Source organism: Njordella aestuarii (assembly GCF_056494165.1).
In genome coordinates, this window is the sequence record NZ_CM151397.1 from 2,440,322 (window position 1) to 2,452,909 (window position 12,588).

The following is a 12,588-nucleotide window of genomic DNA, read 5'->3' on the forward strand; positions in this document are numbered from 1 at the left end:
TCTCGGTCGATATGGGATCAATAACAGCGTAGTATTCGCTGCCCCTGCGTCCCGACTGGGCTCGCCCCAGTCGAACGATGATCCTATTGCACCTGTCGGGTCATCAATCCACTTACCCAGCTCGGACTGTAGGGCTGGGAAAATAGCCGCAAAAAGAAGTGGGCCAACGGCACGACTGCTTGGAGGCTTGTTGATGAATCGGATTTCAAATGGACTTGATGATGGTTCTTCCGCCGGAACAGCGACGGATCGATCGTGTAAATTTTCTAACGAGGCTGCTCAACCAGAATGACAAATGAATTTTTCGAAGAGCATCGTAAGCGGGAGAAGCGAATTTCCGAAGAGCAACGGAGAGCTTGGGCAGACGATCTGCTTGCTCGCCTGCCCGATTCGTTGGCTTATCAAGAAAAGTGCACGATCAAGGCGAGGCTTGCCGAGCAAGAGATGCTCTGCAAGCTCGTAGAAGACTGGCAAGCCCAGCAAGCTAAGAGTAACGACGACCCAGCCAGCTAAAACTCAAGCGGCAGGGCGCAAGCCCTCCGGTGTATTTACTAAGCCTGGGTAAAGGTTTCAGTCGCCGGTTACGCCTTTGGAACAAGTTTTCTTAGCGTTTGTATCTTGCTCCGGAGCAATTCCTTTTCTTTTTCAACTTTTGAATTTTCAAGCTGACTTTCTAGATACTCGAGAACAGGCTGGAGAGAATTTAATTGATCGACCGTTAATCTTTGCTCAGGAGCGCGAAAGGAAGGCATTTTCATCGCCTCGGGTTCAAACGTAGATGCTGGCGATCGGTTTGACAGAGCAGGATTCGAGCTCGGCGCGTACCAAGTATTGGGAGATGACAGACTAGGTTGTAAAGCCGGTGGTTCATCACCGGACGGATATGCAACGTTCCATGGCGGCACCCCCTGATGCGCTAGTGGCCTGTATCCGTACGAATTGGGCTGACTTGGAACTTCACGTAGAGCTGAATCAGTTTGACCATTGAATTGGACTTGATTTGCCGGTTGGGCATACTCCGTTTGCACAGGAGTGGCATCCCATTGGTATAATGGGTCAACTCCAAGTAACTGCTCGACATGCCTTTCGATAATTTTGTCCTTCACTTCATCTCGTTTGGCAAGGTTGGCTTTAACATCAGCCAATTTCTTCTCCAGTTCGTCGATTTCCTTCAACCGCACCGATCGCAGTGCGTCGTATTCTTTCGTAATCGCTTCGAACAACGATTCTCGAATGGTAGCCTTAGCATCGGCATCTTTTTCTTGTCGATAGCGGGCAGTGAGCGTCAGCGTTTCTTCATGGATATTTGCAGTTTCGATATCGTCGAATCTTTTTCCATCGGACGTGGCGTGTATGGTACTTAGCTTTGTTACCTGAGTAGGCCTCCCATCAGCCCCCAAAACAGTAGACGTGACTGGAAAACTTAGGGTTCTCACGCTGCCATCATTGAAGCGGGGAAGGTGATTCGGCGGAGCGTACACGCCTGGAGCCACTTCAATACTGACTTGCTGAGGCGGTTTAGAAGTCTCGTAGACGGCCCCACTTGGCCCGACCGGAGGAGTAGTAAACACATGATCCGTTTCATCCGCTGCTGCGTTTCTAGGCGACGGAAGGAACTGCGAGACGATGGCAACGAGGGTCGTTGTCGCTATCGATGCCGCAACCCACTTCGTGATTTTTCGCTTATTCATGACTCACTCGAACTCCATCAAAAATAGGATAAGGAAGCTGTTCAATCCGTTGACGTATCTCGTAAATTCGCATATCGATCGACCGAAAAAAAGTTTCATCCAGGCCCGAGTCCACACGGGCAGTATAGGTCGGACGAAACTCAGCCGATGGTTGCACTGGTGGCGATTTTGGTGTTCTCGAAAGTTCCGGCAGCGCAGGCTCTGAAACCGATCCAACCTGAGCTGAATTGACGTTTACGCCGGCCTTAGTTTCCGAAATCTGCGCACTCGTTTCTGGTTTTTGAGACGGCTGCGAGAGCAAATAAACACCGGCGCTTATACAGAATAACACGGCGAGGCACCCAAGCACCATTGCGATTTTCCGGCTCTCAGCCGTCCAATGCTTCAGACGCGAACGACGACTAGCTAAACTTTGCTTTCGCTGATGCTTGAGACTCTTTTGCAGTTGGATGGCGGTCTCGGGCAAGGAAACTCGTTGCGGGTTACTCAAGTGCACCGCGCATTGTCGCAGCAGGTCCCGTACGGTGCTGGCGTCATCGAACCGGTCGCGGATCGATTTACTTTGAAGCTTACCGACGATCGCTTCTAACCAGAGCGGTATCTCGGAACGGATTTCGTTGAGCTCACGTGGCTCATGGTCCGAGATGCGACGTAAAACGGCCAAGCTCGTTTCAGCTCGGAACGGCGGGCGACCTGCGAGCATCGTATACAGTACGCTTCCGAGCGAAAATAGATCGCTGCGAGAATCTACGGGCTCGCCACTGGCTTGTTCCGGTGACATGTATTGAGGCGTGCCCGCAATGACACCGCTGGCCGTGACCGTCGCATCGTCTAGCGTTCTGGCTAAACCAAAATCGGTTAGCCAAACTCGTGCCGTTCCTCGCTCCAGTAGAATGTTCGCCGGTTTGATATCTCGATGAACAAGTCCTTGCGCATGAGCGGCCGCAAGCCCATCTGCAACCTGCGCCGCGATGCTTAAACAATCGTCAAATGCCAAGCTGCCTTCGCGATCAAGCCGCTCTTGCAACGATTCGCCTGGAATGTAAGTCATCACCAGATAAGGTAACGTTGCATCAGCCACAACGGCATGAATCGGCACTACATTCGGATGCACAACCGCTGCGGCAGCTTTCGCCTCGCGTGCAAACCGTTGCCTGGCTGCCCCCGAAATGGCGAAATGAGGATGCATGACTTTGATCGCGACGGTTCGATGAAGCGAAGGATCAAACGCTTCAAATACGACCCCCATCCCGCCAGCACCCAATAGCCGACGCACCGAGTAAACGTCGATCGACCCGAGCGATTCGGCATTTTCATCTGGTTGCAGATAGTGAAGCCAGCGAAAACCTTCGTCGACTTCTATGGCTTGCGCAGGCTCGTCCAGCGTGAACAATGTTGGCTCGCGCGTCAGCACGCTCGCCGTCTCCCGCCACCACTCGTCGGGAGCAGCGAGCTGTTCGAATCGATGCCGGCACTCGTCACAGATTTCAAGATGCTGGGAAAGCGTACGTGTTTGTTGGTCACTCGCACTGTCTTCGAGCAGTGTTGTCCATGCAAGGTCATCGAAATCACAGATGCGACGAATCATGAGCCTGCTCCTTCGTCGAGCCTTTGGTAAGCTTCAATAGTGCGACGCATCTTGGCAATGACACGCGTTCGCGCAACATAAACCGAGCCGACCGACAACTTCAAACGGCTTGCGACTTCGTTAACCGAGAAATCTTGAACACAGCTCAGCCAAAACGCTTGCCAAGTCGAATCGCTTACGGTATCACGCACCTTGTCGGCCGCCCACAGAAACATTTGCTTGCGGAACTCCTGCTCAAAAGATTGTTCTGCATTGCAACGTGGATCAACATGCTGCTCTAACCTCTGTGCGAAAGCCGTTCCGCCGACGCTTCGTTGGTCGGAGTGCCGCACAAAATGATTGATCGCTTTCGTGCGTACAATGGTCGACAACCAAGCTCGAAAGGAGCCATGTTCCTTTTGCGGTTGAAATTTTTCGATATGGCGAGTGATTGCAACCATGACTTCTTGAACGATTTCGCGTGCATCCGCATCCTGATGTCCACGAGAACGAGCCATCCGGTACAAAATCGGCTGGTAGATTGCGGCAAATTCTTCCCACGCTGATTCATCATCACGATCTTTTAATCGCAACAATAAACTTGCTCGAGTGTGCGGTTGAAGTGCCAAGCGCTCGTCCGATTCGTGCATGGAACTGGAGTAGATTCTGTCTGTGAACATTGGAGGAACACAGCTCAACGTCGAATCTTACACGAAAAAGCCAGATTTTTCACAAACGCCGCGATGACCGTCGTTTGATGATTAGCTAAAACGGCCAATCGTCGCCAAGGGCGTCGCGCTGGGCAGCGATAATCTCGCGAATCCCTAGCTTTGCGGCGGACAAAAGTTGGGCGAGTTGAGAATCGTCGAAGGTCGCTTCTTCTCCCGTTCCTTGAATCTCGATAAACCGACCGCCGCCCGTCATCACAACGTTCATGTCGACATCGGCTGCGAAATCCTGGTCGTAATTGAGATCGAGCAGAACTTCTTGATTTACGACGCCAACGCTGATGGCAGCCACGGTGTCTCGCAGCGGATATGCTTCACGAGCTCCTTGACCAAAGAATGGCTTTAACGCGTCGACCATAGCGATCAGCCCGCCGCAGATGCTTGCCGTTCGCGTCCCACCGTCGGCTTGCAACACATCGCAATCGACGGTTATGCTTCGCTCGCCAAGCAGTTCCAAATCAGCGACCGCCCGCATCGATCGTCCAATCAAACGTTGGATTTCAACTGTTCGGCCGTCGGTCTTGCCAGCACGCTCGCGTCCTTTACGCGGGTTTGTGCTATGAGGGAGCATGTTGTACTCGGCTGTGATCCATCCACGCCCTTTCCCAACCATCCACGGTGGAACTTGGTCCGCAACGCTCGCAGTGCACAAAACGACAGTGTCTCCACAACGGTAGAGCACAGATCCAGCCGAATGTTTAGTAAAGTGACGTTGGATTGAAATCGGTCGAGTTTGCATAGCCTACATTGATCGTTAAGGAATCGAACCGCTGCTTCTTTATTGCCGGTTCGAAAGGAAATTCGGTTGAATCACCTAGTTTGACGTAGGAAGCCAGCTTTGCCTAGAAGCCCATGGTGGAAGAGTAACGTGAAAACCCATCACACATCGCATCGTACAAGTGCATCGTAGCTGGCTTCGCCTAGAAGCCGGGGGCACAATGGAAAGCTCACCCAACTGCACCCGCGTTCTAGGCGAACGCAGCTACGGAAGAAGTACAAGCCGGTTAAGCATTGGGAAGCTTTGCCGTTACGCAACGAGCACTGCTGGACAAGCCAGCAGTGGCACCCGTTTTCAGGAATCGGCTCTAGATCCGTTTCAGAAACCTCACCCAACTGCAACCGCGTTCTTGGCGAACGCAGCTACGGGAAGAAGTACAAGCCGGGGATGTACTGGAAAGCTTTGCCGTTACGCAACGAGCACTGCTGGACAAGCCAGCAGTGGCACCATTTTTCAGGAAATTGCCCGTTGAGAGAAGGCGCACCACAAGCACGGATGGACAAGCAAAATCTACCTAGAGATCGATGACTTGAACGCCGACAGCCGACTGATCGCGATTGGACAACGCAGTTCGAACAACAAGCCTGCCAGTGGCCTCCTCGGGAAGTTCAAGCTCGATAACGAAATCGCCCGCCGCCACCGCCTTGTTCGATTCGCTGACAACGATCGCGTTCGCTGCGTTGTACAGAGCCAACAGATCGTCGTCGTTCACAACTCCATTCGTTCGTTTAGCTTTCGCCGTTTCCGACATCATGCGCAACGCAGGCCGTGGAATCCTGCCCCGTTCATATTGGCAGTTGGCCGTTAGCTCGCCAGCAAATGCAGCTTGCCCTCGGATCTGCACTTTACGAGTCTTGGTTAGCTCCGGACTGCATTCGAATTCAAGTGGCTCGCTGTATCGCATCCGCAACGTGGGATCGCCAATCAAGTTCATCAACCAAAGATGTTCGCGACGCTCTTGAGCTAGATCGTGGCCCGCAGGACTAAGCGCCGCGGCCATCGAATCCATCAGTAGATCGAGATTCGCTGGCGATTCTTGTTCACCGGCATCGACATGATGGGCTACTGCGGTTTTTGCGTTAAAAAGGATTTCGCCCAGCGTCTCGGAGCGATTGACGAACATTTGGTGCAACATTTCCTTCGCCAGAACACTCATCCCATACGGCATTGAAACGCGGGAAGCCGCTATTGCAGCGATCGGCCCTTGCGGCTGACGCACCATCTCCTCCGCCAAACAACCCTGCGTTGCATCCGTTGCGCCGGAGTAACAAGCAAGCAAAATGGCGATACTTCCGGCGTTGTTCGTTTTTAGTTCAGCAGCGTCCTCAACGCTCAAAATCGGATAGAACCGTTCCTGCTCGCGGATTTGGTCGAGCTGCATTACGTTTCCATGTCCGACGTAAACCCAGAGCAGACTGCCGCGGTTGATACGATCGACAACAGCGTCTCGAAATTTTGCCGCGGAAGGATAGTAGGGGCTATTCTCGCTGGCATGGGTTAGCTGCAATACGAACTCTGGCGGTAACGCTTCGGTCAGCAGGGCCTTGGCGAATCCCGATATTGCCAGATCAGTCAGCATCGAAAATCCGCCAATGCCGGCTGTCATATTCATCTCGTATTGCCAGTCGCCGGGCTTAATTTCTCGCTCGTAGTCAATAGCTCGTTGTGCAAAGAACCGCAGTTGCTCCGGCGATTGTGCCGGAATCCGACCAACGGGACATTCTGCAATGCCGTCTTGGTTCAAGTCGCCGTAAACGTAATCGGTCGCAATCATTGTATCGCCGCCGAAATTCACTACCGCAGAAGAGACCGCATAGAATGTTGGGACGAACCCAGAGTCGACTTGGGAAAGCTGCCGTTGATTGATTGGCGTCGAGTCTGCCGCCAGTAAAATGAACAGTTGGTCGTACTGGCCGAATTCAGCCAGCTTGGCAATCGCAGACTTCGTTTCCTCGGCATCGTGTCCAGGATTCGACAGCAGAACCTCGTAGCCTTGCGAGCGACGGTAAGCTGACCAATCCGCCAACGAGTCTTCCCAGCCGGGAGGCACAACGGCGACTACAGCTCGTCGTTTCGCTGGCTCAAAATTGACCTGATCGGCCATCAGAGAATCCGGCAAGCCCACGCACACAGCCCACATCGCAATGATCGCTAGCTGGCTGTTTAGCTGTCGTGCCGAATACATACTTCGTTCGCTTTGCAATGCTGAGTAAACATGGTTTCGATACCACTTCAATAATCGTAACGAATTAGCGTTTACGGATCGATAGAGTTTTTCGTTCAGGCAGGGTTTTCCGATTCGATTGGATCGGGCTCGATTTACTCCCTAAAGTGACTTAGAATCGAGGTTTTTGCTCTGAATATTGCTATGCGAAAAAGCGAGCGAGCGGCTCATGTTGCCCAAGAACTGAGCCGACTTTATCCCGATCCGCCAATTCCGCTGGATCATCACGACGAGTTTTCGTTGTTAGTTGCAGTTTTGCTGAGCGCGCAGTGCACGGACAAAATGGTTAACCGCGTGACGCCGAACTTGTGGGCTGTGGCCAAAACGCCCGCCGAACTTGTCGAGTTGGGCGAAGAGCGAATTCGAGAGATAATCCGCCCGTGTGGTCTTAGCCCTCAGAAGGCCAAAGCGATCGCTGGGCTTTCGAAGATCCTGATTGAAAAGTACTCGGGGCAAATTCCTCGTACTTTGGAAGAGCTGGAAACCTTACCAGGCGTTGGGCACAAGACGGCCAGTGTCGTGATTTGTCAAGCGTTTGGCGTACCGGCATTTCCCGTCGACACGCACATTCATCGGCTAGCGGCGCGTTGGGGTCTTTCGAGCGGCAAGAATGTGGTTCAGACTGAACGCGATCTCAAGAAGTTATTCCCGGAAGAGAGCTGGAACAAGCTTCACCTGCAGATCATTTACTATGGCCGTGAACATTGTTCAGCTCGAGCCTGTGACGGCACTGTATGCGAAATCTGTCGCACCTTATACCCTAAACGAAAGCCCTCAGCGAAATAGCGATTGGATCTCTTCCCGTAGCTGCGTTCGCCTAGAACGCGGTTGAATCTGGGTGCGTTCCCTGAAATGAAACTTAGGCCGTTTCCTGAAAACGGGTGCCACTGCTGGCTCGTCCAGCAGTGCTCGTGGCGTAACAGGTGAGCTTCCCAACACATCCCCCGGCTTCTAGGCGAAGCCAGCTACGATGCGCTTGGACGATGCGCTTGAAATCTTTTCCGTAGCTGCGTTCGCCAAGAACGCGGTCGAATCTCGGTGCATTTCCCGAAACGAATCTCGGACCGTTTCCTGAAAACGGTTGCCACTGCTGGCTCGTCCAGCAGTGCTCGCGGCGTAACAGGTGAGCTTCCCAACACATCCCCCGGCTTCTTGGCGAGGCCAGCTACGAAAAACGACCGATCGGCTTGCAACGTACAGCTACACAAAGTATCACAACAGACATCTATGGCTTGGCATCACTCAGCAAACGAAGCGATTGGCGAATGGGTCGCAAAGAATGCGCCGCGGTCGTCAGCGTATGCGCCATTCCTGGTGCTGTACGAACGGCTATGCGGTATGAGTGACTCGTACATTGCCGCTCGCACAGCAGAAGCGTCGCTGTCCGAAGTGCATCTAAAATTATGGCAAGCAGCTTGGTCGCGCAGTGCCGAATTCCAGACGTCCCAATCATATGTCGCGTGGCTCCTGACGCTCGCCGATGAAGTGATCGCGGTTCACCATTCGGAAATTGCCCGAAATCCTAATGTCGCCAGTACGTCGTCGCAACAAGCCTTCAAGGCCGACTTGGAAGCCTGCCTCGCAACGTTGACGACACAGCACCGCACGCTTGCCCGAGCCTTCGTCGTAGCAACGCCTTGGGAAGAACTGTGCCGTGATCAAGCGATCGATTCCGAACGCGCCGATAGATGGCTGAAGGCTGCTCAAGAGCAACTGCAGCGTTGCCTCGGGATGAAGAGATCATGAAGCTAGTCAGTTTCGACATTCCGAGACCGGACGATCAGCTCGCACTGTGGCTGGATCGAATGCTTTGCGGCAAAGCGCTGCAACAGTTAGTCGTAGAGCTGCAGGGAATCGGTCGCTTGCGTGAAGCAAATGAAGTGATTGCGATCCTGACTTTGGACGACGTTTTGGCAGATCGGAACGCGGAACTTCTGAAGTCCGGCTGTGCGGCACTTGATCGAATCCAAATTCGCCGTCTGTTGCAACGTCCCGAGTTGCTGTTGGAACTGCAAGCGTATGTCTTTTCAAGTGGTGGCAAGTTTTGGCAAGAGCGATTCTTGACGTTAGACTCGTCGGAGATGTCCCAGTCAAATCGCACGCACCTGGCTCTGTTCTTGGGCCCCGAAGCGGCTCAACTTTTGGGAGCACGCGATGGTAAGGCCGCCGCGCGAAGTTCGTTCAAGAAATTGATAACCATTGCGGTAGTCGCAGGGATCGGCATTGGATTGATCTTTGCCTTTGTTGGACCGACGTTAATGAGGACCTTTACCGCAGACTCACAGACATCAGTCGATCCGCATCGTTGGGGTTGGCAGAACGTCGACCAGATCTCAAGCGACTTAGAGCCAGAGGAATATTATGCCGAACTCGCACTCTTAGCAAAACAGTGGTATGCCGACGTACCTGCAGATCGAACGGAGCTGAACACCAGGCTGGACGAACTAGAGCAAGGCTGTCGGACGCTGGCCGCGCGACTCACACCCGAGTTTCCCAAGGCAGACCGAGACGCCCTCGTGCGCAAGCTTGAATCCTGGTCTTCGCAGAGTGCTACGATTCGCACATCGAAGCTTGACTTCGAAAAGGCGTATGCTGACGCAAACAAGCTCAATGTTGAAATCATGGATCACCTGCAACGCAAAGCCGCCGGACAGTGAGCTGGCGAAACGCTGCAGAGTTTAGCGTCGGCAGGTTTTGCGCATTTGTTAAACTCTGCCAAATCGGCGATTTAAACCGCGTGCGGCGAGCAATTATGCAATGAATTGTCGCTCAATGTACGTCAATTGCGACTCGTAAGAATTCTACTTTGGCGTTATTCTCGTAGCATCCGCCAGCGAAGTCGCGTGACGGTTATCAACGCACAACAAATATATGACAACATGTTGCAACGACGCACTTCGGGTATCCTGCTACACCCGACATGTTTGCCCGGACCATACGGCATCGGCGATCTCGGTACCTCCGCATTTCAGTTTGTCGACTACTTGGTCGCAGCTGGCCAATCGTGTTGGCAAGTCCTGCCGCTAGGTCCGACTGGTTACGGCGATTCCCCGTACGCATCCTTTTCAAGTTTTGCGGGGAACCCGATCCTCATCAGCTTGGAGCGTTTGGTCGAAGAAGGTGACCTCGAGTGGTCCGACTTGAATCCGCCTTCAAGCTTCCGCGATGATCAGGTTATGTTCGGGCCGCTTATTGAATGGAAGTATCCGTTGCTCCGTAAAGCGGCGGAAAACTTTCTTCGTTCGGCCAGCTTGAGTCGCAAGACGACCTTCGAAAACTTCTGTCGTCAACACGCTCAGTGGCTCGACGACTACGCATTGTATATGGCTTTAAAGACTCATTTTGATGCCAAAGCAGTCGCGGAACAGCGGCATGGAGCAATGTGGAACAACTATTGGGATCGCGACATCAAGCTGCGTGAACCCGCCGCCATTGAACGTTGGCGTGCAAAGCTGGCAGGTGAGATCGCAATCCGTAAAGTCTTTCAATTCCATTTCTTTGTTCAGTGGTTAGAGCTCAAGCACTATGCGAATGATCGTGGTGTTCGCATCATTGGCGATCTTCCAATCTTTGTCGCCTTGGATAGTGTCGATGCATGGAGTGCGCCTAAACAATTTGTTGTCGACGAGGATTGTAATGCCACGCTTGTTGCGGGAGTTCCCCCAGATTACTTTAGCGAAACTGGACAGCGATGGGGTAACCCGGTCTACAATTGGGAACAGATGCGATTCGACCAGTTTGCATGGTGGGTCCGTCGTTTTGAAGGAACTCGAACGCTGGTTGACATAATTCGCGTCGACCACTTCCGTGGTTTCGAAGCGTGTTGGTCAATCCCTGCGGAAGAGGAGACCGCGATTAACGGCACGTGGGTGCCAGCGCCGGGAGCAGAACTTTTCCGTGAAGTACGCCGACAGCTAGGTGAACTGCCGATTATCGCCGAAGACTTGGGCATGATCACCCCTGCTGTCGAACAGTTACGCAAAGACAATAATTTCCCGGGCATGAAAGTGCTGCAGTTCGCATTCGATTCGCTGGACGATGGATGCCGCAATTTTCTGCCACATAACCACGAATTGACTAGCGTCGTCTACACAGGTACCCACGACAACGACACAACGGTTGGCTGGTTCACCAAGTGTTCGGACGAGACGAAGGAACGAATTAAAGAGTATTTTGGCTGCGAAGTCGAGAATCCTGCTTGGGATTTTATTCGCATGGCAATGAGCTCCGTTGGACGTACGGCGATCTTCCCGATGCAAGATGTGCTTGAGCTGGGTTCTGAATCACGAATGAATCAACCTTCGACGTCCAGCGGCAACTGGTCGTGGCGCTTGCCCGCAGATTATGCTTCAACTGGCACGGCCGAGCGACTTGCAAAGCTCGTTGACCTTTATCAGAGGCGATAACACGCGGCTGCTTGGAGAGTGTTTTCTCGTAAGCTAGCCTTTGCGACGCCCGCGTCAAACTCCGCGCAGTCTAACATGGGACTGAACAATCAGGTGTATTGCTGCGAAGCGGATCGAAACTCTAATTTCGTGCAGTCCGGTTGCCGAAAGTTTTAAGGATTGTCCAGAAACAGCTTTCGCAAATCAGTTTTAGCGGTAGGGCGCAAGCCCTCCGGTTTTGTGCCACCGGACTGAACGCAATCATGAGTCAATCTTTTAAGGCGGCGTACGAATGTTGGCAAGAAGCCGCATACTACTGATTGCTGTAGCTTGCATGTTAGCAAGTTCTTCCGGCTGCTCTTCGCTTCCTGGTTTTATGCAGCGCCGGATCGACCACTCGCTTTCACGAGCTTCGTTTATTCGCTGGAATCTTGATCGCGACGCCAGTCCAAGCGTCAACGAGTCGACAGCGCGAGCACTGAGTCTTGCGAAGCTTTCGAAAAGGGAGCTCGACTTTCTGCTAGCCCAATGCCCTGCGCCTGACAAAGAGTCTCTAGCCGGAGAATGGCGCGGAATCAACAAGGGAATAGGTCCAGCGCTGATTGGGATGACCCAAGACGTTAAGACCTTTCGCTTCGATGGATGTGAAACGATCGGGCATAACATCATGGTGAACCAAGTGCCCATTTGCAGACTTGATTGCCGTGGATGGATTGCCAAGCGAGAGATATTATCGGGCGAGAAAAAGACCATCGGCAATTTCGTCGCGATTTCGCAGCACAGCGCCGCTGCACCTTTGCTGCTGGACTACACGATTGCGGACAATCCTTGGTACGATCCTTCGCGATTGTTAGTCGACGAGCTAGTCTTGATCGACGCCGACTTGCTCTTGGGTCGCGCCAATATATCGGTCGCCGGTCGAAGAGTACCGATTGCGTATTTCGTCCTTTTCCGTGACGCAGAAATCGCCTGCGACCACGGTTGGTAGTCTGTTTTTGTTGCGCCCAGATTCCTGAGATTCATCGAACGAAAAAAGAGACATTCGATTGAGCAAAGAACCGACGGCTACTAAAAAGCCTGCCGGTAGAACGCCGTGCAAATCTTGCATAGCGGCGAGTGTTGTACCCTCTTCTCGGTACTCCCACAGCGAGGCAAAATTCATCAGGACCGCAACAGGCCGGAAAAACCCTCACTTCCGACCCGAGATACCCGGGT

11 protein-coding genes are annotated in these 12,588 nt (G+C 52.9%); 6 read left to right on the forward strand and 5 right to left on the reverse strand.

Annotated elements, in window-relative coordinates; translation table 11 throughout:
* Positions 1-288: 288 nt before the first annotated feature.
* Entirely contained in the window at positions 289-513 is a 225-nt protein-coding gene (locus tag SH451x_RS09525; protein WP_479362223.1) for a hypothetical protein, read from the forward strand.
* A gap of 68 nt (positions 514-581) precedes the next feature.
* Here SH451x_RS09525 and SH451x_RS09530 read toward each other — a convergent pair whose 3' ends face one another.
* The 5 genes from SH451x_RS09530 to SH451x_RS09550 form a co-directional block, all read right to left on the reverse strand.
* Positions 582-1,691 (reverse strand): RING finger protein, encoded by a 1,110-nt coding sequence (locus tag SH451x_RS09530; RefSeq protein ID WP_479362224.1) that lies wholly within the window; start codon positions 1,689-1,691, stop codon positions 582-584.
* Positions 1,684-3,279 carry a serine/threonine-protein kinase gene (locus tag SH451x_RS09535; RefSeq protein WP_479362225.1) on the reverse strand — a complete coding sequence of 532 codons (1,596 nt, stop codon included), beginning with the start codon at positions 3,277-3,279 and terminating at the stop codon, positions 1,684-1,686. The genes SH451x_RS09530 and SH451x_RS09535 overlap by 8 nt, the downstream gene beginning before the upstream one ends.
* On the reverse strand, positions 3,276-3,938 hold the full coding sequence (locus SH451x_RS09540; protein WP_479362226.1) for an RNA polymerase sigma factor: 663 nt from the start codon (positions 3,936-3,938) through the stop codon (positions 3,276-3,278). The genes SH451x_RS09535 and SH451x_RS09540 overlap by 4 nt, the downstream gene beginning before the upstream one ends.
* 85 nt (positions 3,939-4,023) lie before the next feature.
* The gene (gene rph / locus SH451x_RS09545) at positions 4,024-4,725 is read right to left on the reverse strand and encodes a ribonuclease PH (RefSeq protein ID WP_479362227.1); all 702 of its coding nucleotides are present in this window, start codon (positions 4,723-4,725) and stop codon (positions 4,024-4,026) included.
* A 553-nt stretch (positions 4,726-5,278) separates the two neighbouring features.
* A complete protein-coding gene (locus SH451x_RS09550; RefSeq protein WP_479362228.1) occupies positions 5,279-6,949 on the reverse strand; it encodes a C25 family cysteine peptidase in 1,671 nt (556 codons plus the stop codon).
* 183 nt (positions 6,950-7,132) lie between these two features.
* Between SH451x_RS09550 and nth the strand changes: the two genes are divergently transcribed.
* The 5 genes from nth (at position 7,133) to SH451x_RS09575 (ending at position 12,361) form a co-directional block, all read left to right on the forward strand.
* Positions 7,133-7,774: an endonuclease III gene (nth, locus tag SH451x_RS09555; protein WP_479362229.1), complete on the forward strand. Its 642-nt coding sequence runs from the start codon at positions 7,133-7,135 to the stop codon at positions 7,772-7,774.
* Positions 7,775-8,215: 441 nt separating this feature from the next.
* On the forward strand, positions 8,216-8,734 hold the full coding sequence (locus SH451x_RS09560) for a hypothetical protein (protein ID WP_479362230.1): 519 nt from the start codon (positions 8,216-8,218) through the stop codon (positions 8,732-8,734).
* Positions 8,731-9,645 (forward strand): hypothetical protein, encoded by a 915-nt coding sequence (locus SH451x_RS09565; RefSeq protein ID WP_479362231.1) that lies wholly within the window; start codon positions 8,731-8,733, stop codon positions 9,643-9,645. Before SH451x_RS09560 ends, SH451x_RS09565 begins: the two co-directional genes overlap by 4 nt.
* A gap of 186 nt (positions 9,646-9,831) precedes the next feature.
* Positions 9,832-11,394, forward strand: coding sequence for a 4-alpha-glucanotransferase (gene malQ, locus SH451x_RS09570; RefSeq protein ID WP_479362232.1), 1,563 nt, complete (start codon positions 9,832-9,834; stop codon positions 11,392-11,394).
* Positions 11,395-11,665: 271 nt separating this feature from the next.
* Positions 11,666-12,361, forward strand: coding sequence for a hypothetical protein (locus SH451x_RS09575; protein WP_479362233.1), 696 nt, complete (start codon positions 11,666-11,668; stop codon positions 12,359-12,361).
* Positions 12,362-12,588 lie beyond the last annotated feature (227 nt).